Origin of the sequence: Streptomyces griseofuscus, from assembly GCF_014673495.1 — a bacterium.
Lineage (GTDB): Bacteria > Actinomycetota > Actinomycetes > Streptomycetales > Streptomycetaceae > Streptomyces > Streptomyces murinus.
In genome coordinates this window covers 454,551-475,645 of the sequence record NZ_CP051006.1, presented here as the reverse complement: position 1 = coordinate 475,645, position 21,095 = coordinate 454,551, and the positions used below count along the sequence as shown (strand labels likewise).

Genomic DNA, 21,095 nt, shown 5'->3' with positions numbered 1-21,095 from the left:
GCCGACCATGAGGATTTCATGAGGGACGCGGAGCCCGGCGGTGCCCGGCCGACCGCTGGAGCGGCCCCAGCGTCAGTACGAAGGCCGAACCGCCGCCCGGCCTGCGCCGCACCGTCACCTCCCCGCCGTGCGCGGCGGCGACCTCCCGCACCAGCGACAGCCCGATGCCCGTACCACCCCCTTCGGAGCGGAACCGCTCCAGCAGGCCGGGCAGCTCCTCCGGGTCCACCCCGGCGCCCCGGTCCGCCACCGTCACCGCCGTACCGCGCACCATGACGTCCACCTCGGCGCGGTCCTGTGGATCTCCCGGCGTCCGCCCGTGCCGCAGGGCGTTGGCCAGCAGATTGCGGACCGCGATCCGCACCAGCGCCGGATCCGCCGTGGCCACCGACGCGTCCAGAAAGGTCGTCACCGTGTGCCGGGAGACCGGCAGTTCCTCGCAGACCTGCTCGACCAGCTGGTCGAGGCGCAGCGGCACCGGCCGGAAGGTGTCCGTCGCCTGGAGCCGTCCGCGGGTGAGGATGTTGTCGACCACGTCCGTCATCCGGTCCGTGGCCCGCCGCAGCCGGGGCAGATGTGAGTGCAGGCCTCCCGGATCGGTGTCCGCGATGTCCACCGAGCCGCGCAGCACCGCCACCGGGGTACGCAGCTCGTGCGCCGCGTCCGCGAGCAGTCGCTCCTGCGCGTCCAGCGCCTCCCAGGCGGGCCGCATGCTCCGCCCGGACAGCACGTATCCGGTCGCCGCCGACAGCAGGACCAACAGACCCGAGCCGGACAGCACCGCCACCACCAGACGCCGGTGCTCGGCCCGCCCTTTCCCCGGCTCGCCGACCACCACCACCGCGCCGGCCGTCTTCTGCGACTGGTCCTGGTAGTACGGCAGCGCCAGCAGGTACACGGGATCGCTCGCGCCGGTCCGGGCCCGGGCGCTCACCGTGTCGTCGTGGGTCATCGCCCGGTGCGCGATCCGGTCGACCGCGCCGGACTCGACGGCCGTACCGGGGCCGTGCGAGGTGAAGAGCCGCCGCAGCCGTCCCCCGTGCGCCCGGAGCACGATCACCTGCGCGCCCGCGCTGGTCGCCTCGTCGTCGTAGAGGCCGTCCAGCTGGATCCCCGCGTCGGTGTAGTAGATCAGCGACACGGCCACCGCCGCCCGCCGGTGCAGCTCCTCGTACTCGGCGGACTGCCAGGACCGCGCGTCCGTACGGATCACCAGCCATGACAGCGCGCCCACCCCGGCCAGGGTGATGAGCGTGTACGCGAGCGTCAGCCGCCACTGGAGCCGGCCGAGACGGCGGCGAGCCGGGGACGGGGCGCGCCGCTCTCCGGCGGTCCGTGCGTCCCGCCGGGGGAGGAACCGTGTCAGGAGTGCGCGCCGCGGCGCCCGGCGCGGGTGGCTCCCCGCCGACCGCTGCCCTTCGTGGCCGCCCGTCACACTGGATCCGCGCTGCCGGAGAGCCGGAACCCGTGCCCGCGCACGGTCTGGACCGGCGAGGGCGGTCCGAGCTTGCGCCGCAGCCCCGCCACGACCGCGTCCACCACGTTCGAGACGGGGTCGGCCATCTCGTCCCAGCAGTGCTCGATCAGCGCCGAGCGGGTGACGACCTCCTCGGGGTGCAGGAGCAGCAGGCGCAGCACCGCGTACTCCTTGGGCGTCAGGGACAGCAGGATCCCGGCCCTGCGCACCTCGCGACGGGCCTCGTCCATCTCGACGTCGGCGTGGCGAAGCCGCACGGGCGTCCGCTCCGGTGCCCGGCGGACCAGACTGCCCACCCGCACCACCAGCTCTACCATCGCGAACGGCTTCGCCAAGTAGTCGTCCGCCCCGGCGTGAAAGCCGTCCACCCGGTCCGGTACCTCGTTCATCGCCGTCAGACACAGCACCGGCGTCGTCCACCCCCGTCGCCTCCGCTCCCGGAGCGCGTCCAGCGTGTCCCCGGACGGCACCATGCGATCCAGGACCACACAGCCGTACGGCGCGAGATCGAGCAGAACATCCGCGTCCGGCCAGTCCCCGACAGCGTCCACGGCGTACCCGGCACCCCGCAGCCCTGCCTCGATGACATGCCGAAGATCCTCTTCGTCCTCGACCAGGAGCACACGCATGGTTCTGACTCCGTCTTGGGGGTAGGGCGGCGCAGGGGGGAGGGGCGTCGGCGAGGACGACATAGTAGACACCTGAAGAAAATCCGACGGCACCCGGGTGGCCGAGCCGGGAACCTCGATCCGCCACCGGGCCCGCCGCGTCGAGGCCGACCTTCGACACCCGAACGGCCGGTGCCAGCACCACCACCGACCCGGGCACCGTCGCACCCGTCACCCCGCCCCACAGCGTGAGGTGGTGCGCCACCGTCCCGCCCTGCCGCTCCTTGGTGGTGAGGCCGGCGTCGACCAGGATGCTGGCGTGTCGGCTGGCGGTGGCCGTGGAGACGCCGAGGGCGGTGGCCGGTTGGGTGGTGCTCAGGGGGCTGAAGAGCGCGGCGGCCCGGGTCCGGCCCAGCAGGTTCGTCAGCGCGGGCGGCGGGCTGACCTGGTCGTCCATGAGCAGCCGCCGGTCGCCCGGTATCGGACAGATGAGCACCGGCTGCCCCTGCGGGGCCTCGAAACCGGCGATCACCAGCCGCCCGGACGCGAAGACGGCCGACTGAAGCAGCAGGCCGCGCCCGCCCAGGTCGACCTCGGTCAGACAGGGTAACGCCGTCAGCCAGGCCTACTGCGCCGCCCACCGCGCCAGCGACCCGTCCCAGGTGGAGCTCGGCAACTGGACCTCCACGTGCGGCAGCCAGCTCCCGGGCTGACCCCGAAGCGGAAGAGGGATCCGGCACTGGGGGGTGGTGCTGGACCCCGCCCGTCGGATCGCCCGCCCATTGGTAGCGTTGCCTGGTTCGCGAGGCGTTGGATCGGAGGGTGCGGTGGCCACGGAGGTTGTCGTCAGGTCGGGGCTCGGCTACGGGCCCAGTGGCAAGCTCCTGGACCTGTACCAGCCTGTCGGCGTGCCGGAGCCCGTGCCCGCGGTGCTGCTCTGGCACGGCCAGGGCCCCGACGAACGGGACGTCCTCGGCACGATCGCCCGCGCCGCTGCGGAGCGGGGCGTCCTTGTGCTGGTGCCGGACTGGCGCCCCGATGCCCCGGACGCCGGCCGGACCCACCTCGCGGAGTCGGCCGACTTCGTACGACGGAACGTGGCCGACCTCGGCGGGGACCCGGAGCGGATCGTGCTCGCCGGCTGGTCCCGGGGTGCCAAAGCGGCGGTGGGCGTCGCGCTGAACCCCGGGGGATTCGACAACTGGAGGCCGCGAGCCGTCGTCGGGATCGCGGGCGCGTACCTCACGGCGGCCCCGAGCACCGGAACCGTCCCCCTGGAGGACCTCCGCCAGAACGGCGGCTCGCTCGCGCCCCTGCCCGTGTGGCTGGTGCACGGCACCACGGACCCGGTGGTGGACGTCGAGCGCTCCCGCGAACTGCACACGGCGCTGGTCGAACACGGCTGGCCGAGCTCCCTCGCCGAGGTCGCGACCGATCACGCCGGTGTCATCATGACCGAGTTCGTGCCCGAGCGTCAGCGCTGCCTGCCGAGCACCGCCGACCACGTGGTCGAGGCGGGATCGCTGACCGCAGATGTACTGGCCCGCGCCGCAGGAATCGCCCAAATTGAATAGCGCGGCTACCGGCGGCCCGAACGGCAAAGTGGCCCCATGACGACACCAGACGCCAAAGCCGAGCTCCGTCAGTACCTCCAGTTCGCCCGTGACGCCCTGCTGTGGAAGCTCGAAGGGCTCTCGGAGTACGACGCCCGCCGCCCGCTCACACCGACCGGCACCAACCTCCTCGGCCTGGTGAAGCATGTCGCCGGCATGGAACTCGGCTATCTGGGTGACATTTTTGGACGACCTTCCGGTGAGCCGCTGCCCTGGCTGGCCGAGGGCGCCGAGCTGAACGCGGACATGTGGGCCTCCGCCGACGAGTCACGCGAGTTCGTGGTGGAGCTCTACCACCGCGCGTGGGCGCACGCGGACGCGACGATCGAGGCGCTGGTGCTCGACGAGACCGGCAAGGTGCCGTGGTGGCCGGACGGCAAGAACGAGGTGACGCTGCACCGTGCCGTCGTCCATGTGATCGCCGAGACGGAACGGCACGCCGGACACGCCGATATCGTCCGGGAACTCATCGACGGCGACACCGGACTGCGTCAGGGCCACACCAATATGGCGTCGAACGACCCGGCGTGGTGGGAGAACTACCGCAGCCGTCTGGAGCAGGCGGCACGGGACGCCGACCGGGACGCGGCACCGCAGATCTGAAGGCGCGCGGAAGGGCCGGAGCCACGCGAAGCGGTCGGCCGCCATCAACCGCCGGGCCGTACCGGACTCGACGCCGCGTCAGCCGGCCCCCGCGCCCTCCCCTCCGCCACCCGTCCACGGGCGCAGCTTCTCCGGATTGCGCACGGCCCAGATCGACTTGATCCGATCGTCCACGACATCGAACGCGTACACCGCGACAGTGGCACCCTCCCACCGCGCCATCAGGCCGGGCCGCCCATTGACCGTCCGCTCCAGGATGACGAGGCCGGCCGGCGTCCGGGCGGCGAGCGCGGCGAGGTAGTGCGCGATCCGCACGCCGCCCTGAACCGGGTGGAGCGCGGCCTTGGCCAGCCCGCCGCCGTCGGCGGTGAAGGTGGCGTCGGGGTCGAGGAGCCCGATGAGGGTGCCTATGTCCTGCGCCTCCCACGCCCGCCTGAAGTTCCTCACCAGATCGGCCTGTTGGGCGGCCGGGACCTCAAGGGGCCGCAGGGCGCGGACACGGCGGCGGGCCGAGGAGGCCAGCTGGCGGCAGGCGGGCGGGGTACGTCCTGTGATCTCCGCGATCTCGGTGAAGGAGTAGTGGAAGACGTCGTGCAGGATGAGCGCGACGCGCTGGGCCGGGGTCATCGATTCGAGTGCGACGAGGAAGGCCATGCCGACCGACTCGTCCATGGTGACCCGGTCGGCCGGATCCGCGGTGGCGGTGCCCGCGGGCACGCCGACCCATCCGGCCCGCTCGGGCAGCGGCTCAGGGATCCATTCGCCCACATAACGCTCGCGCCGGGCCCGCGCGGAGCCGAGCAGGTCCAGGCAGACACGGGTGGCGACCGTCCGCAGCCACGCGCCGGGCGACTCGATGGCGTCCTGCCGCGACCGGGACATCGCGTACCAGCGGGCGTAGGTCTCCTGGACCGCGTCCTCGGCCTCGGCCAGCGAACCGAGAAGCCGGTACGCCAGACCGATCAGCCGGCCTCTCTCGCCGATGACCTCGCCGAGGTGGGTGTCGTACCGCTGGGGTTCCGGACCTGTTCCTGGTCCTGGGGGTCGGGTCATGGTTGCCGCCGGTCTCTCTGGTCGGTTCAGCCGTCAGGAGTACGACGAGACAGGGGGCCGGAACGTCAGGCCGCGGGGCCGCGTGACATTCCGGCCCGCTGTCCCGTCGTACCGCTCGAAGGCTCACAAGCAGGTTGAGCCGAACGGAATGTGAGGGAGACCCATGAGGGATTTCGAGGCCGTCGCCGACCGAGTCGAGATCGAGGCGCTGCGCGGCGAGTTCACCGATGCCGCGATGCTGCGGGACTACGACCGTCTCGCGTCGCTGTTCACCGAGGACGCGGTGTGTGAAATACCCGAGGCTCAGGTGAAGTTGAGCGGGCGGGCGGAGATCCGGACCGGGATCGGGCGGATGCAGGCGCAGTGGGAGTTCTTCGTGCAGAACACGCACCCGGGCGCGATCCGCCTTGAGGGCGACACGGCGTACGGCCGTGCCTACATCCATGAGCTGGGGCGCATGCGGGACGGCATGGCGGGGATGAACTTCGCTCTGTACCACGACCGTTACCGGCGAACCGCCGACGGCTGGAAGTTCGCGGAGCGCGTCTACGAGATCCGCTACCTCGACACCACGCCCCTGCCCGGCTCGGGTTCCTCCCCGGAACCGGCCGCCACCTCCTGACCGCCGCTGCCACGACACCACGTACCCGAACGGGAGAGACCATGACCATGATCGGAATCATCCTCGGCAGCACCCGCCCCGGCCGCAAGGGCGAACAGGTCGCGCACTGGGTCCATGAGCGGGCGACGCGCCGCCGGGACGCCGAGTTCGAGGTGATCGACCTGCTCGACCACCCGCTCCCGCACCTGGACGAGCCGGTGCCGGCACTCGTCTCGGCGGGCCGTTACCGGCACGAGCACACCAGGGCCTGGTCGGACGTCATCGCGGCGTACGACGGCTATGTCTTCGTCACCCCGGAGTACAACCACGCCGTGCCCGGCGTGCTGAAGAACGCCATCGACCACCTGTACCCGGAGTGGAACAACAAGGCGGTCGGCTTCGTCTCCTACGGCGGCACGGGCGGCACCCACGCGGTCGAGCAACTCCGCCTGATCTGCGGCGTGTTGCAGATGGCCGACGTGGCCCCGCAGGTAGCCCTCTCCCTGCACACCGACTTCCGTGACCACACCGTCCTGCAACCGTCCGACCACCACGCCGCCGTCCTGGACATGATGCTGACCCAGGTCATCACCTGGACCACCACCCTCGCTCCACTGCGCACGGCTTCCCCCGTCACCGCCGCCTGAGCTGCGCCGGTAGGTTCACCTCGGCCGCCGTCGAAGAGGCACTGCGGCAGCGGGACTTCCTGCTGCTGTTGAGCGGCCAGACGGTCAGCGGGATGGGCTGGGGGTCACCCGGATCGCCCTGCCGCTGGCCGCGGTCGTCGCGCTCGGAGCGAGCACGTTCGACGTCGGACTGCTGACCGCCACCACCATCGTGGCGTTCGCGGTGATCGCACTGCCCGCGGGCGCGCCGGTGGACCGCGGTGCCAAACGGTCCATCATGATCGTCTGTGACCTCCTCCGCCTGCTGATCATCGGCTCGGTCCCGCTGGCCGCCGGCACAGGATATTGCGGCGGATCGTGGCGTGCACCGCCACCGCGAACCTGTGAGGGCGCGCCGCAACGCGTCGGCCAGCTCGCCCGCCTGTTCGCGCGTGTACCAGGCGCGCGGCGGTCAGGCCCTCCGGCAGGGGCGGCGCGGTGCAGTGGTGGGAGACGTTGCTGGCGGCCACCGTGATGGCCGCGGAGGCCAGCCGGGTGAGCATGCGCGAGGGGGCCAGGTACTTCAGCTCGGCGTGACCGGCGTCCAGGGACGCGTGGACCTGCCGGTCGATCTCCGAGGCGACGAGGCCGAGTTCGGTGTGGGGGCCGACGAGGGCGGTGGCGGAGGTGGTGGACGCCGCGAAGGCGAACTCATCAGCCGACAGCGGCGGTTGCAGTCGCGGCCGTACGTCGACCGGGATCAGACACGTCAGCTGCACCGGTCCGCCCTCAGAGGGCAGCAGATCGCGCACGGCCCTCATCGCCAGGGCGCAGACGACACTGTTGACGGTCGCCCCCGAACGGCGGGCGTGCCGCACCAGCGAACGCGTCTGCTCGGCGGACAGCGTGAACCGGTGGCGGTGGGCCCCGTGCCCCGGCCCGGGCCCGCCCTCGCGGGCGGCGCACGCAGCGAGGACGGCCGGCTGCGCCGCGTCCAGCCGTGCCGACCAGTCCGCGGCACAGGCGGCGACGTCCGAGGCGCCGTACCGCTCCCTGAGCCGATCCTCCACCGCCGGGGCAACTCCCCGCAAGGGCAGGGAGCTGTCGTACCGGCCCTTCCCTCGGCCAAACCCCGGTAGATCCCCCAGAGCCGCCGATGCAGCGTCATCAGACAGGCGCCGTCGCTGACCGCGTGCCAGGCAAGCAGCGCCAGGCCGGTGCCGGTCCGGTCCCTCGCGGCGCAGCAGGACACACAGCACTTGATCGCCCGGCCGCAGAAAGGCCGCGTCCTGCGGCGCCCATGTGTCGGGTACGGGTTCCAGACCGACCGCCGCATCGGCGCGATCGCGCCGCAGCACCAGGCCATCGGGCCCCTCGACGATACGAGCCGCGAACACGGGCATCCGATGCGACAACTCCCGTACCGCGGCCCCCGGAAGCTCATGGTCCAGGCTCCCCTGAACCGTCCAGCCGACGACGACAGGGCCACCGGCCATGGCCATCGCCGCCTCGCTGGGCGCCAGCACACGCTCCGGATCCAACTCCGCCTCCTGGATGCGTTGTCGCCAACTACCGCTTCACATCAAGAAGATGTCGATGCTTAATGGTCCCACTACGGATACCGGAATACCTGACATACGGGGGGATCATGGACAGGAACGGGTCCACCGGGCCACCGATGCCCTCGTCGCCGCCGCCCTCCGAAGGCGTCGATCTCCGGGTCGGCAAACGACTGCTCTGGGTGGGCGAGGCGGCCTATCCACTGCACAACCTCGTGCGGGTCTACACCGCCGAGTTCAAACCCAAACGATGGGAAGCCTTCTGGCACTTCGTGATCGGAGGCGCCGTCGGGCTCCTGGTGGCGCACGGGATGCCGCCGCTGCGACTTGTGGGCCTCGTCGTGGCGGTCGGACTGTTCCTGCGATTCCTGAAGGTGCTCTCGGCGCCGAGCAAATATGTGCTCGCGATCGACACGTCCGGCGCGGCGAGCGCGCTGGTCACGCTTCCGGACCGAAAGGAGCTCCACAGGCTCGTCGAGGCCATCGTCGAGGCCGTGGAGAACCCGGACAAGGAACTGCATGTGCGGGTGGACACCGTCCAGTTCAACCGCCGGGAGTACCACCAGGGCGATCGGGTCAATGTGTACGGCGGTCTGAACAACGTGGGCATCCTGAAGAAATGAGCGGCGCCGCCCCGCCGGCACGGAGAACGGTGGGGACCGGTACGCCGGTCGAGCGAGCCACCCGTGTTTCCCGGCGATCAGCGACCCGCCGATCTCACGTATGTTCTCCCGATGTCGGAGGATGTGACGACGACGGCCGCGCCACCGAGGAAAAGTGGGCCATGAGCAAGCCAACGACCCCCGCCGGCACACCGGACGAACTGCATCGCCGGCTCGGGGTGTTCGATGCCGTGGTGATCGGCCTCGGCTCGATGATCGGCGCCGGGATCTTCGCCGCCCTCGCCCCCGCCGCCCGGTCCGCCGGCTCCGGACTGCTGCTCAGCCTGGCGCTCGCCGCCGTCGTCGCGTACTGCAACGCCACCTCCTCCGCACGCCTCGCGGCCCGCTACCCGGCCTCGGGCGGCACCTACGTCTACGGCCGCGAACGCCTCGGTGACTTCTGGGGCCACCTGGCCGGCTGGGCCTTCGTGGCAGGCAAGACCGCCTCCTGCGCGGCCATGGCGCTGACAGTCGGCTCGTACACCTGGCCCGGACAGGCGCACGCCGTGGCGGTGGCCGCGGTGGTGGCGCTGACGGCCGTGAACTACGCCGGAGTACGGAAGTCCGCGCTGCTGACCCGCGCCATCGTGACCGTCGTCCTGGCAGTGCTCGCCGCCGTCGTGGTCGCCACCCTGACCTCGGGCGCTCCGCCGGCGGCCCGGCTGCACATCGGTTCGGACGCCACCACCGGCGGCGTGCTCCAGGCCGCGGGCCTGCTGTTCTTCGCGTTCGCCGGTTACGCCCGCATCGCCACCCTCGGCGAGGAGGTCCGTGACCCGGCCCGCACCATCCCCCGGGCCATCCCGCTCGCCCTCGCCCTCACGCTGATCGTCTACGCCGCCGTCGCCATCGCCGTGCTCACCGTCCTCGGCCCCGAGGAACTGGCCCGTGCCGCCGCGCCGTTGTCGGACGCGGTCCGGGTGGCGGGCGCCGACCTGCTGGTCCCGGTCGTACGCGCCGGAGCCGCCGTGGCCGCGCTCGGCTCACTGCTCGCCCTGATCCTCGGCGTCTCCCGTACCACCCTGGCCATGGCGCGGGACCGCCATCTGCCGCACGCCCTGGCCGCCGTGCACCCGCGCTTCCAGGTGCCGCACCGAGCCGAGCTGCTGGTGGGTGCGGTGGTCGCCGTACTGGCCGCGACGGCGGACGTACGCGGCGCGATCGGCTTCTCCTCCTTCGGCGTGCTCGCCTACTACGCCATCGCCAACGCCTGCGCCTGGACGCTCACCAGGGACGAGGGACGTCCCAACCGTCTGATCCCCGCCCTCGGACTGGCCGGCTGCCTGGCCCTCGCCTTCGCCCTCCCGCTCTCGTCGGTCGCCTCGGGGGCGGCGGTGCTGGCCTTCGGCGCCGCCATCTACGGGACCCGGCACGCCATGACCGCCCGCGACGGGTAGCCCATACGGCGTACGTGCCGAACCGAGTGCCCGCTCACCCGCCCGCTGCCCGCCCGGTCGATAGGATCAGCGGATAATACGGGTGCGCCGCATGCGTGAGGAAGACATCCACGGCGTCTCGACGGTGCGGGTTGAGGGCTGGCAGGCCGCCTACGCGGGCATGGTGCCGCAGGACTATCTGGACGCGCTGACGGTGACGGAGGACGCCCGCCGGCGACGCGACATGTTCGAACGCGCCGACGGCACCGTGCTGAACCTCGTCGCCGAGGAGAACGGCACCGTCGTCGGCTGGGCAGCACTGGGCCCCTCCCGCGAAGACGACCGCCGGCCTCAGGACGGCGAACTGCTCGCCCTCTACGCCGCCCCCGACCGCCTCGGCACCGGCATCGGCAAGGCCCTGATGCGGCAGACGCTCATCGACGCCCGGGAGCGCTCCTTCCGTCGCCTCGTCCTGTGGGTGCTCGCCGCCAACACCAGGGCCCGACGGTTCTACGAGCACGCCGGTTTCCTACCGGACGGCGCCTCGACGGACTGGCCGGTCAACGGCGCCCTGGTGCCGGAGGTCCGGTACGGCAAGGACTTGGCGCAACCGAACCCGCCCTTCTCGCAGCGGCCGACCGCTGATTGACCTGACCGCCTCCTCCGCATCTGCCCTACATCGACAGGGGGTTCCCCGCTCGGCGGACTGCTGTTCGGCCTGGCGCGGTGGATCCCGTTCGCGTTCGACGCGGTGTCCTACCTCTTCGTCACCCTGGCCGCGCTGTTCATCCGCGGCCCTCTGGGACCTGACCGAGCGGAGGAGAAGACGGCCGAGCCGACTTCCGTACGGCAGGACGTGGGGGAGGGGCTGCGGTTCCTGCGGCGGGACTCCTTCCTCCGCTTCCTGCTGCTCTGGGCGGCCCTGTCGAACTGCACGCTGGCCGGCCTGGCGTTCATGTTCGTGGTGGCGCTACGGCACCACGGCGCGTCGGCGTCGGTCATCGGAACCTCGGAATCGATCGTCATGGCGTGCGGGCTGCTGGGCGCGCTGGCCGCGGGCAGGATCGTGCGGCGGGTGTCGGGCTTCCAGATCGTCGTCACCATGTCCTGGCTCATGGTCGCCGGCACGCTCGGCATCGCCGCACTCGTCGCCCGTCCCTGGCCGGCCGCGCTGTGCTTCGGCAGCCTGGTGTTCTTCATGACCCCGCTGAACGTCACCTTCCAGGCACGCATGGCGGCGACCGTCCCCGACCGGATCGCCGGCCGGGTGATGACGACGACGTCGATGGCCGCCCAGTCCCTGAAATGGCTCGCCCCCCTGGTCTGCGGCGCGCTGGCCGACCGCTTCTCCCCGACCGCGCCCATCCTCGGCCTCGCCGCCATGTTCGCCCTGCTGGCGGTCGCCATCCACCTGACCCCGGCCCTGCGCCGGTTCGACGACGGCCCCCACACCGGGGACGCCGACCTCGCCGCCCCGGACGCCGCACCGGAACCGGCGACCCCCGAGACGACCGGACGCGACGCGGAGCCCGCTCGGTGAGCGGCGAGGGACGGGCATCGGGCGTCGAACAGACCCGGACCGGCGCGACCGGCATCGCTGGGTCCTCCACACCGCGGACGCCTGGTGTTCCCATGTGTGGCTCAGACAGGTCTCGGAGTAGCCATCGAGCAGGCTCGTGTCGTTCTTCTCGACCTGCTGGATCACCGCACCGGCCAGCACGTCGGCGTCATGGAGGCCGCCCGTGGCTCATAGAGCTGAAAACGACTCCCCGCAGCGGCACCACCTGCTTGCTCGTGATCGGGCCCTTGGCCGGTACGGGCGGTCTCTGTGAGTGGGCACTGGAGGTAGAGCCGGCTCGCGTCCGGACCACGGGTGATCTGCGCGGCGAAACCGCGTGCGTGCACGGCCAGCACGGCCAGGGGGTGAGCGTATGCGCCGAGCCGCTGTCGTCCCGGTAGCGCACGACGGGCCGTCCGGTGTCGAGGTCCTGCGGTGACACGTCCCGCGCTCCGAAGCGCAGATCACCGCCCTCGCGCAGGAAGATCCTGATCAGGTTGCGGACGAGGGTCTGCTGCGGGCAGAACGCCCCGTCGACCTCGTCCTCATCGGCATCGCCCGTCCTCCTCCGCCTCACCCACCCCCCACTCGTTCAGCACGCGCACGCCACCGGCGTCAAGCGCCCCGGCCCTCTGCCGCTGCTCCACGTAGGCGCGGCCGTGCCTTTCGAGGACGACACACCCGATCCCCCTGCGCAGCAGGGTCGACCAGCCGCTGGCCATCGCGGTATCGGTGACCGACATGCCGTCCGCCAGGTGCGCCAAGGCGTGATGGATGCGCAAGATGGTGCGCCGGCGGTGAAAGCCCATATCGAGCTCGCGGTGGAACAAGCGGCTCATGGTGCGCTCGCCGGCCCCCGCGAGGAGTTCGCCGCACAGCTCGACCGAAGCCGTCAGCAGGCGCGCGTCGGTACGGCCGTAGAAGCGATGGGCATGGGCGAAGCCGGGCGGTGTCCACGTCACGTGATTGGCCGGGGCCACCCATGTGCCGCGCGCCGTCGTGGTGGTGACCGTTCCCGCAGCCTCCCGATGATGTACGAGGCCGTATGGGTCGGGCATCCCAGAGACCTGCTCACCCCGCTCTTCGAGGGCGGCACGCGGCACACCGAGGCGGTTATCGGAGGGGTGCCAGGGTGTGGGTGAGGGCGTTGACGGCGCGGTGGGTGTGGGTCTTGACGGTGCCGACCGTGACCTGGAGGAGGGCCGCGATCTCGTTCTGCGTGAGGTCGTGCCAGTGGCGGAGGACGAGGGCCTGCTTCTGACGGGCGGGGAGTTGCTGGAGGGCTTGGTGGAGCGTGCGGTGGTCGTGGTGCTGGAGAGCGGTGGTCTCGGCGGATAAGACCATTTCGGCGGTGGTGGATCGGGCGTGGTGGTGAATGGTGTGCTGACGGCGGTGATGCATGCGGGCGAGGTTGTGGATGGTGGTCCGGAGATAGGCGGCGGCGGCCTGCTTCTGCTGGAGGTGGTGCCAGCGTTTGCAGAGCTGGAAGTAGGCCTCGGCGACGAGGTTCTCGGGGTCGTCGGCACCGAGACTCGAGGCGAGGCGGAGCAGAGGCACGTACTGGGTCTGGAAGAGCCGGGTCAGGACCGTCTCCCGCTCGCCTTCCTCCAGGTCCCGGTCTCGGCCCGGCCCCGGCGCTGTGTCTTCCGGCTCGGACGAAGGCATCGGGTCCGGTTGCCGCCGACCCGCGTCCTGGCTGTCCGTTCGTGTGATTGCCGCTTCGTCGGCCGTGATTGCGCGTGGCGTACGTCTGGTGCCGGTCATGAAGTGTCGACATCCCCTGTTGCGTGGCCGCGTCATGGCCCACGAGTCCAGGCTCTTCCCTCCTCCCCAACTCTGCCGGTGGCCAGTGGCATTGGGGGAGAGCAGTGAGCGAGTGGCCTTGTGCGCGGTGACGTTGCTCGGCTCTTAGCTGTCTATCCGTCGTGTGGGTCACACAGGTGTGCACGGTGATCCGGTGTCAAGTGGGCGCGAGTACTGGCGCTTCACCGAAGGAGCAGGTGTCCGGATTCACTCCTTCCGATAGCGGCCGGCCGCCCCCTTCGCCGCACGTCCGTGACGGGCGCGAGCGTCCACAACAAGACCGCGGGAAGGCCGGTTTGTACTCCGAGCGGCGCACCGTTCGCTCGCCTCCCCGGCCTGCCAGCTGTGCCGGCGAGGGAGTGCGAAGATGGTGATTCTGACTGGTGAGCAGGCATGCCGGCGCGTCTCGCGGTCGGCGGCCTCGCTATCCGCGCGCCGCTTTCGACGCGTGTGTGCCGGCGCACGAGGAGCCGTCTCCTCTGGCCGGTTCGGTGCGCAACTTTTCCCATCCTGTGGGCCCCCGTTGTCGCGTTGATGCGGTGATGCCTGCGTGGCAATATCCGGCCGAAAACTTACACCTTCGTGTCAACGTTCCGCGGGTGCTGCGCAACTTTCACGTGAGGGTCTCATCCACATTGATCAGAGGGGGACATGCGGCATGAGTGTCGAGGAGTCGGGGATGGACGACGGGATGTGGCTGACGACGGAGCAGGCGGCGAGACGGCTGGGGGTGAAGCGGGAGACGATCTACGCGTACACGAGCCGGGGGCTGCTGCGCAGGGCGAGCGACGGAGCGCGGGGGAGCAGATTCCGACGCGATGACATCGAGCGTCTTGCGGCGCGGGGGCGCAAGACGCGGGAGCGCGAGGGCTCGCGGGCGGTCCTGGAGTCGAGCATCGCCCTGATCCGCAACGACCGGTTGTTCTACCGCGGTTACGACGTGCTGCTGCTGTGCCGGGGGATGGGGTTCGAGAACGTGTCCCATCTGCTGTGGGGGGCGAGCGTGGAGGCGTTGCCCGCGGTGCCGCGCGCGTGGGCGTTCCCGCAGGAGTGGCGGCCGATCGCGGACGCGGACCGGGACCGCTTCCCGCTGCCGTTGGACCGGATCGTCTCCGGGCTCGCCGCTCTGTCGGGGGCCGGGCACCGCAGTGTGATCGAGGAGGACTGCACCGTCGAGGCGGAGCGGGTCATCGCCTACGCCGTGTACTGCGCGACCGGAGTGCTGCCGGTGGAACACGGCGGGGTGGCCGGGGCGTTGGCGAAGGGGCTGCTGCCCGCGTCGGGACGAGCGGCGATGCCGCCCGCGCTGGTGTCCCTCGTGGACGTGGCGCTGAATCTCGCGGCGGAGAACGGGCTGGCGGCGCCGACGGTGTGCAGCCGGATCGTCGCGTCCGTCGGGGGCGACATGAAGGCGGCCGTACTCGCCGGGCTGTGCGCGATGCGGGGCACCGCCCCCGGGGCGGCGGCGTACCGGGTGGAGGAGCTGCTGGGCCGCTACTACGAGAATCCGGGCTGTGCGCAGATCGCCAAGCTCGTCGCCTCGGATCGGCCGGTGCCGGGGACCGGGCATCTGGCGTTCCGCCAGCGGGATCCGCGGGCGGCGATCCTGCTGGAGCGGATGGCCGCGGAGTGGCCCCCGGACACCGACCTGCCCGCGGGCGGCGCCCTGCGGATGGCCGCCCTGCGCGAGGCCCTCGCGGACATCCGTGAAGCCGGCCTGGTCCCGGTCAACCTCGACTTCGCCGTGAGCGCCCTGTGCTTCGTCGCCGGCATGAGCCCCGGGGCGGGGGAGGCGCTGTTCTCCATAGCCCGTGTCTCCGGGTGGGTCGCCCATCTGCTGGAACAGCTGACCCAGAACACCAACTTCCGTATGCAGTTCGTCTACACCGGCCCGGTCCTGCGCGGCAGCAACGGCTGACCCCGGCTCACCGACGGGCGCCGCCACACCCCACGGCGGCGCCCGCACGGCCCTCCGCCCCTGGCCGAGCCGGCGCGGGGGTCAGCTGACCGGCAGCGCGCTGTTCTCCTGCGGGGGGACCTTGCCGAGCAAGGTACGCGCGACGTCTTCCAGCGATCGGAGCAGCGGGTTCGGGTCGTCGGCGCGTGTGACGAGCACGACCTCGCAGGGATCGGTGTCGAGCACGGGTACCAGGGCGATGTCCTCGCGTACCGCGGCGCGTCGATCACTGGCGGGGAAGAGCGCGACACAGTGGCCGGTGGCGATGAGCTCCAGCTTGTCCTCGAAGCTGTCGTCGTTCGCGGGCTGGAGCGGCGCCGGGTGGTCGCCGACCGGCTTGGGGGTGCTCCAGACCACCGGAGTGCTGGCGCAGGGCACCAGTTCCTCGTCCGACAGAGCCCGCAGGCTGATCGCTTTCTCGTTCGCCAGAGGATGACTCGCCGAGGTGACGAGCACCCGCGGTTCCTCATGGAGCGTGGCCACCCGGTAGCCGTTCGTGGGGAAGGGCAGGGGTTTGTACGCGATGAGGGCGTCGACCCGCCCCTCGGCGAGCGCGCCCGTGTCCCGCCAGTCGAGATGCCGGGTGCGGACCTGGCCTTCAGGGTGCCGGCGGCGCAGTTCCCGCACCCAAGCGGTGATGACCAGTCCTTCGGCGCAGCCGACGGTGACGGTACGGGGCCGCACGGCGGCTCTGGCCGTGCGAGCGGCTCGCTCGGCGTCCTGGAGCAGGGTCCGGGCCCCGGGAAGGAACGCCCGACCGGCGTCGGTGAGACTGCTGCCCTGCGGCGAGCGGTCGAAGAGCCGGACACCGAGCTGCGCTTCCAGCCGCTGGATCTGGCGGCTCAGCGACGGCTGCGCCAGGTGCAGCGTGGTGGCGGCCCGGCCGAAGTTGCCGTACTCCGCCACGACCGTGAAATAGCGCACGAGCCGCAGATCGACGTCCATCCACCCAGCGTACGGCGCGCGCCGTCATGCACCTCGCGCATGACGGCATACGGAACGGGTCTTGGACAAGGGGGCCGGCAGCCATTTGGCTTGAGGGCATGACCACTTATGACGGCAAGAAGATCGTGATCACGGGCGGAAGCAGCGGCATCGGCCTGGCCGCCGCCCGGCTGTTCGCGGACGGTGGGGCGCATGTACTGATCACCGGCCGGACCCGAGCCACCCTGGACACCGCGCTGGAGCAACTGGGCGACAAGGCGATCGCCGTCCGCAGCGACGCCGGGTCCCTGAAGGAGATCAAGGCGCTGGCCGACACGGTGCGGGAGCGGTTCGGCGCGGTGGACGCGCTGTTCGTCAACGCCGGTGTCACCGCGTCCGCGCCGTTCGAGTCGACGACGGAGGAGATGTACGACGCGCTGTTCGACATCAACACCAAGGGCCCGTACTTCACCGTGCAGGCGCTGGCGCCGCTGATGCGCGAGGGAAGCGGCGTGGTCCTCACCACGTCGGTGGTGAACGTCCTGGGCCTCGACGCGCTCAGCGTCTACTCGGCGAGCAAAGCGGCCCTGCGGTCGATGACGCGCTCTCTGGCCCGCGAACTGCTGCCGCGGAAGGTGCGCGTCAACGCCGTGAGCCCCGGCCCGACCGACACGGGCATCCTGGACCGTTCTCTCCCCGCCGATGTCGCCGAGACGATGAAGGACACCTACCGGAGCACCAATCCGATGCAACGGCTGGGGACGTCCGAGGAAGTGGCCGCCGCGGTGGCGTACCTGGCGTTCGGCGCGACCTTCTCGACGGGCACGGAGTTCCCGGTCGACGGAGGGGCGTCGCAGCTCTAGGCCGTCGCGGTCCAACGGCTCACCTCCAACGCCCCGCGCATACAAGGGAAGAACCTCACACGTCTGCCTCGCTTGCGGGGGCCGGGTCTCAGCGGGGCGTGAGACGGACGACCGCTCCGGTCTCCAGAGCGGTCCAGACCGTACCGTCCGGTGCCACGGTGATGCCGTGCGGTTCGCAGGACGGGCCGGGGAGGTCGTGCTCGTCGATCCGGCCGTCGGGGGTGATCCGGCCGATGCGATTGGCGCCCCATTCGGTGAACCAGCAGTTTCCGTCGGCGTCGGCCGCGATGGCGTGCGGGCGGGACGCGCGGTCGGGCAGGGCGAACTCGTCGATCTCTCCGTCCGGCGTGATCCGTCCGACCCGGCCGGCGCCGATCTCGACGAACCACATGGCACCATCGGCGCCCGCGGTGATGCCTACCGGGGCACCGGCCGGTGTGGGCAGCGGGCTGACGGTGACCGCGCCGTCGACTCCGATGGCGCCGATCGCGTTCGCCTGGTTCATGGTGAACCACAGTCGGCCGTCAGGGCCGTTGGCGATGGCCGACGGGAAGGCTCCCGAGAGCGGGAGAGGGAATTCGGTGATGTCACCGTCGAGCGTGATGCGGCCGATCCGGTCGGCGCCCGCCTCGGTGAACCACAGCGCTTCGTCGGGGCCGACGGTGATGCCGAAGGGCCCCGCGTCCGGCGTGAGCAGCGGGAACGAGGTGATGGTCCCGGTCGTGGTGATGCGACCGATCCGGTGACCGCGGAACTCGGTGAACCACAGGGCGCCGTCGGGCCCCGTCGTGATGACCGACGGTCCGCCGGAAGCGAGTTCGAGCTGATAGGAGGTGACGCCTCCGTCGGGGGTGAGGCGGCCGATCCGTCCGTGGTGGACCAGGGTGAACCACAGCGCGCCGTCGGGACCGCAGGTGATGCCATAAGGGCCGGCCTCCCTGTCGGACACGGGGAATTCCGCGATCAGAGGGGTCGGACGACGTGGCATGGGGCGGTTCCCTCGGCGGCAGGCGGTGGAGTTCGGCGACTGCGGATGCTATCCGAAGGCTCCGTAACCGCACCTTCGCTTTGTGTCACCGCCTCATGCAACCGCTTTCCCTTCCTGTATCACAGCCCGGTTTCGAAGTCCTGTATCGCCGCGTGTATGTACGTCCCGTTTCACCGTGGTGCCTCTTTGCTTCGCGTTCGCGTATCTCGTGTTTCGCCGCGCGCCCGGGCAGTCGCCTCGGGTTTCTGTGGATGTTGATTGATTTGCTAATCACGATTGACCGTGGTGCGGGGCCCTGCGGAGACTGGGTAATGATCGAGACCGGGCTGCGATCTGCGTCCGGCCGTATGCAGCGGCTTTGAATGGAGGTGTCATGGCGGGCCTGATCCTTGAGGAATCCGAGTCTTCCCTGGCCGAGGTGGCGGGTATTCTCGGTGACGGCGGTGTCGTCGTCGTTCCTAGCCGGACGAATTACGTGCTGATCTGTGACGCGGAGAACGAAAAGGCGATCGCGCGCGTCTTCGAGGCGAAGAAGCGCACGAAATTCGGTCCGCTGACCCTCGCGGTGCCGAGGATCGAGGACACGGAAAAGTATGTCGGCTTCCCCGAGGGGTTCGGGCTGCCCGAACTGAAGCGGATCTGGCCGGCGGAGATCTCGTTCATCTTCGATCTCACGTACGCGTTCTCGCCGCGGATGACGATGGGCGCCAACACCGTCGCGGTGATGTACCAGCGCTCCTGCGCGCTGAACCGGCTCCTGGAGGTGTTCGGGCGGCCGGTAGCGCTGACCTCCGCGAACCTGTCGGGGCAGGGGAACTTCGTCGTCACCCGTGAGAAGGCGATCGCGGACGTCGGCGGCGCGGTGGACGCGGTGCTGGTCAACAACCGCGACGACGAGTGCGTCGATGTCGAGGCCGAGGGCGTCAACCCGTCGAACACCATCGTGGACTTCACCTTCGAGCGGCCCTACCTGGTGCGCGACGGCGCCTACCCGCCCTCGCTGCTGCTGCCCGTCATCCCGGGCCTGGTCCTCGACACCGACGCCTACAAGGCCGCGCTGGCCAAACGCCTGAGCGTGGCGCTGTGAGGCACACGGCCACCACAGCCACCGCGGCCGGCACAGCCGACGCAGCCCACGGACACACGAACTAGGGGACGACCTGGATGAGCAGGACAGCGCACGAGACGCCCGGGGTACCCGAGCCGCGGACCGCCGCCGGGCAGAACGTCGTACAAGCCGAACTCGCCGTCAGCGAGCCGGTGATGGGACGCCCGGCCGTCGCGGCGGCGGATCTGGCACGCGAGGGCTACCTGGTCTACGACCCGGGCCTGGCCGACACCGCGATATGCAGGTCCGAGATCACCTACATCGACGGTGACGCGGGCATCCTCCTCTACCGCGGCTATCCCGCCCAGCAGGTCGCCGAGAAGTGTACGTTCCTCCAGACGGCCCACCTCCTCACCACCGGTGAACTGCCCACCGGCGCCCAGGAGGAGCAGTGGCTCGCCCGGATCGCGGCCAGCACACTGCCCGGAAACCCGGTCTGGGGGCCGCTGTTCGACGCGATGCCGGCCGGGACGCACCCCATGGCGATGCTCGCCGCCGCGACCTCCGTGATGACCTCGCTCGCCCCCGACGGCGCGTCCTCCATCGAGCAGGCCGGCTTCGACCTGCTCGCGACGATGCCGGCCCTGGCCGCCCACGCCTTCGCCCGCGTCGAGGACCGGCCCCGACGGCCGTACGACCCGTCGGCCGGGTACGTCGAGAACTTCCTGTACATGTGCTTCGGGGACAGCCCGGTCGCCACCGACCCGGCGATGGTCCACGCCCTGGAGACACTGCTGGTCCTGCACGCCGACCACGAGCAGAACTGCTCGACCGCCACGCTGCGCCTGGTCTCCTCCAGCAACGCCGGGTTCTTCTCCTCCGTCAGCGCGGCCCTGTCCGCCCTGTGGGGACCGCTGCACGGCGGCGCGAACCAGGCCGTGATCGAGATGCTCCAGGCCATCCGCGACGACGGCGGCGACCTGGGCAAGTACGTCGCCAAGGCCAAGGACCGCAACGACCCCTTCCGCCTCATGGGATTCGGCCACCGGGTGTACCGCACCTTCGACGCCCGCGCCCGTGTGATCCGCGAAGTGGCCCGCGAGGTGTGCGGCAAGGCGGCCCACGACCCGCTGCTCGACATGGCCCTGGAGCTCGAGGAGGTCGCTCGCAACGACGAGTTCTTCCTCGAACGCAAGCTCTATCCGAACGTCGACTTCTACTCCGGCCTGATCTACCGGGCCATGGGCTTCCCCGTCGAGATGTTCACCGCGCTGTTCGCCGTCGGCCGCGCGCCCGGCTGGATCGCCCACTGGACGGAGGCGGCCACCGCCCCCGAGCGCCGCATCGGCCGGCCCGCCCAGCTGTACACCGGGCCCGAGACCCGCGACCTCCAGTTCTGAACCACCGCCCCACCCGCGCCCCCGCACGCCGGAAGGGCGCCCCACGGACGGCTGCGCGCGTCTCTCCCTCACAGAGGCGCGCGCAGCCCCTCTCCCGGCCCGGCCGATCCCGCTCCGTTCCGGTTCGCGCCGCTCCGCTTTTCGGCGGCCGTCGTATCCCGGCTGTCTTACGGTCCGTGCCCCGCACCCGTGTTCTTTCTTTCGTCGCACGCCTTTGTTTCGTGTTCTTTTCCATGGTGTTCCATGATGCTTTCCGCTGTGCGGCCCTCCGTACCGGAACTGCGCCTTCTTGCTTTCGTGTATGGATCAACTTTCGCTGATGCTGATTCGCCGATCAACCTTGACCGGATTCTTTCCCTGCGGCGAATATCTCAGTCGAGCGCCTTTGAGATCCCAT

At 70.7% G+C, this 21,095-nt stretch carries 21 protein-coding genes; 13 read left to right on the top strand and 8 right to left on the bottom strand.

Annotation, left to right across the window (positions count from 1 at the left end; all coding sequences use genetic code 11):
- Positions 1 to 16 precede the first annotated feature (16 nt).
- Positions 17 to 1,435, bottom strand: coding sequence for a sensor histidine kinase (locus HEP81_RS02240; protein ID WP_338058736.1), 1,419 nt, complete (start codon positions 1,433 to 1,435; stop codon positions 17 to 19).
- Positions 1,432 to 2,106 carry a response regulator transcription factor gene (locus HEP81_RS02235; protein WP_037652059.1) on the bottom strand — a complete coding sequence of 225 codons (675 nt, stop codon included), beginning with the start codon at positions 2,104 to 2,106 and terminating at the stop codon, positions 1,432 to 1,434. The genes HEP81_RS02240 and HEP81_RS02235 overlap by 4 nt, the downstream gene beginning before the upstream one ends.
- A gap of 290 nt (positions 2,107 to 2,396) precedes the next feature.
- Between HEP81_RS02235 and HEP81_RS02230 the strand changes: the two genes are divergently transcribed.
- From HEP81_RS02230 to HEP81_RS02220, 3 genes are all read left to right on the top strand, one after another.
- A complete protein-coding gene (locus tag HEP81_RS02230; RefSeq protein ID WP_207748326.1) occupies positions 2,397 to 2,648 on the top strand; it encodes a hypothetical protein in 252 nt (83 codons plus the stop codon).
- Positions 2,649 to 2,912: 264 nt separating this feature from the next.
- Entirely contained in the window at positions 2,913 to 3,659 is a 747-nt protein-coding gene (locus tag HEP81_RS02225; RefSeq protein WP_037652062.1) for an alpha/beta hydrolase, read from the top strand.
- A 36-nt stretch (positions 3,660 to 3,695) separates the two neighbouring features.
- Positions 3,696 to 4,301, top strand: coding sequence for a DinB family protein (locus tag HEP81_RS02220; protein ID WP_037652064.1), 606 nt, complete (start codon positions 3,696 to 3,698; stop codon positions 4,299 to 4,301).
- A 78-nt stretch (positions 4,302 to 4,379) separates the two neighbouring features.
- Here the strand turns inward: HEP81_RS02220 and sigJ are convergent, their stop codons facing one another.
- Positions 4,380 to 5,354, bottom strand: a complete 975-nt coding sequence (gene sigJ / locus HEP81_RS02215; protein ID WP_037652066.1) for an RNA polymerase sigma factor SigJ — start codon at positions 5,352 to 5,354, stop codon at positions 4,380 to 4,382.
- A gap of 163 nt (positions 5,355 to 5,517) precedes the next feature.
- On the opposite strand from sigJ, the gene HEP81_RS02210 reads away from it, so the two are divergent.
- Both HEP81_RS02210 and HEP81_RS02205 read left to right on the top strand, forming a co-directional pair.
- Positions 5,518 to 5,976, top strand: coding sequence for a YybH family protein (locus HEP81_RS02210; protein WP_037652069.1), 459 nt, complete (start codon positions 5,518 to 5,520; stop codon positions 5,974 to 5,976).
- A 41-nt stretch (positions 5,977 to 6,017) separates the two neighbouring features.
- Positions 6,018 to 6,602: an NADPH-dependent FMN reductase gene (locus tag HEP81_RS02205; RefSeq protein ID WP_037652073.1), complete on the top strand. Its 585-nt coding sequence runs from the start codon at positions 6,018 to 6,020 to the stop codon at positions 6,600 to 6,602.
- Positions 6,603 to 6,889: 287 nt separating this feature from the next.
- Here the strand turns inward: HEP81_RS02205 and HEP81_RS02200 are convergent, their stop codons facing one another.
- Entirely contained in the window at positions 6,890 to 7,630 is a 741-nt protein-coding gene (locus HEP81_RS02200; RefSeq protein WP_037652077.1) for a phthiocerol/phthiodiolone dimycocerosyl transferase family protein, read from the bottom strand.
- A gap of 578 nt (positions 7,631 to 8,208) precedes the next feature.
- Here HEP81_RS02200 and HEP81_RS02195 point away from each other — a divergent pair.
- The 4 genes from HEP81_RS02195 to HEP81_RS02180 all read left to right on the top strand — a co-directional run bounded on the left by HEP81_RS02195 (position 8,209) and on the right by HEP81_RS02180 (position 11,697).
- On the top strand, positions 8,209 to 8,742 hold the full coding sequence (locus HEP81_RS02195) for a DUF6232 family protein (RefSeq protein WP_037652080.1): 534 nt from the start codon (positions 8,209 to 8,211) through the stop codon (positions 8,740 to 8,742).
- 161 nt (positions 8,743 to 8,903) lie between these two features.
- Positions 8,904 to 10,178 (top strand): APC family permease, encoded by a 1,275-nt coding sequence (locus HEP81_RS02190; protein ID WP_037652082.1) that lies wholly within the window; start codon positions 8,904 to 8,906, stop codon positions 10,176 to 10,178.
- A gap of 91 nt (positions 10,179 to 10,269) precedes the next feature.
- The gene (locus tag HEP81_RS02185) at positions 10,270 to 10,806 is read left to right on the top strand and encodes a GNAT family N-acetyltransferase (RefSeq protein ID WP_037652083.1); all 537 of its coding nucleotides are present in this window, start codon (positions 10,270 to 10,272) and stop codon (positions 10,804 to 10,806) included.
- Between the two features lie 18 nt (positions 10,807 to 10,824).
- A complete protein-coding gene (locus HEP81_RS02180; RefSeq protein ID WP_078967163.1) occupies positions 10,825 to 11,697 on the top strand; it encodes an MFS transporter in 873 nt (290 codons plus the stop codon).
- 563 nt (positions 11,698 to 12,260) lie between these two features.
- On the opposite strand, the gene HEP81_RS02175 is transcribed toward HEP81_RS02180, so the two are convergent.
- Positions 12,261 to 12,773 carry a helix-turn-helix domain-containing protein gene (locus tag HEP81_RS02175; RefSeq protein ID WP_078967164.1) on the bottom strand — a complete coding sequence of 171 codons (513 nt, stop codon included), beginning with the start codon at positions 12,771 to 12,773 and terminating at the stop codon, positions 12,261 to 12,263.
- A 55-nt stretch (positions 12,774 to 12,828) separates the two neighbouring features.
- The gene (locus tag HEP81_RS02170; RefSeq protein ID WP_051849910.1) at positions 12,829 to 13,380 is read right to left on the bottom strand and encodes an RNA polymerase sigma factor; all 552 of its coding nucleotides are present in this window, start codon (positions 13,378 to 13,380) and stop codon (positions 12,829 to 12,831) included.
- Between the two features lie 796 nt (positions 13,381 to 14,176).
- Between HEP81_RS02170 and HEP81_RS02165 the strand changes: the two genes are divergently transcribed.
- The gene (locus tag HEP81_RS02165; protein WP_078967165.1) at positions 14,177 to 15,436 is read left to right on the top strand and encodes a citrate/2-methylcitrate synthase; all 1,260 of its coding nucleotides are present in this window, start codon (positions 14,177 to 14,179) and stop codon (positions 15,434 to 15,436) included.
- 81 nt (positions 15,437 to 15,517) lie between these two features.
- Here the strand turns inward: HEP81_RS02165 and HEP81_RS02160 are convergent, their stop codons facing one another.
- On the bottom strand, positions 15,518 to 16,420 hold the full coding sequence (locus HEP81_RS02160; RefSeq protein WP_037652085.1) for a LysR family transcriptional regulator: 903 nt from the start codon (positions 16,418 to 16,420) through the stop codon (positions 15,518 to 15,520).
- A 98-nt stretch (positions 16,421 to 16,518) separates the two neighbouring features.
- Here HEP81_RS02160 and HEP81_RS02155 point away from each other — a divergent pair, with 98 nt between their 5' ends.
- Positions 16,519 to 17,262, top strand: a complete 744-nt coding sequence (locus HEP81_RS02155; RefSeq protein ID WP_037652086.1) for an SDR family oxidoreductase — start codon at positions 16,519 to 16,521, stop codon at positions 17,260 to 17,262.
- 88 nt (positions 17,263 to 17,350) lie between these two features.
- On the opposite strand, the gene HEP81_RS02150 is transcribed toward HEP81_RS02155, so the two are convergent.
- The gene (locus HEP81_RS02150; RefSeq protein ID WP_037652088.1) at positions 17,351 to 18,250 is read right to left on the bottom strand and encodes a Vgb family protein; all 900 of its coding nucleotides are present in this window, start codon (positions 18,248 to 18,250) and stop codon (positions 17,351 to 17,353) included.
- A gap of 373 nt (positions 18,251 to 18,623) precedes the next feature.
- Here HEP81_RS02150 and HEP81_RS02145 point away from each other — a divergent pair, with 373 nt between their 5' ends.
- Complete coding sequence (locus HEP81_RS02145) at positions 18,624 to 19,337, top strand: L-threonylcarbamoyladenylate synthase (RefSeq protein ID WP_037652090.1); 714 nt, start codon at positions 18,624 to 18,626, stop codon at positions 19,335 to 19,337.
- A 77-nt stretch (positions 19,338 to 19,414) separates the two neighbouring features.
- Positions 19,415 to 20,698 (top strand): citrate/2-methylcitrate synthase, encoded by a 1,284-nt coding sequence (locus tag HEP81_RS02140; RefSeq protein WP_078967166.1) that lies wholly within the window; start codon positions 19,415 to 19,417, stop codon positions 20,696 to 20,698.
- Positions 20,699 to 21,095 lie beyond the last annotated feature (397 nt).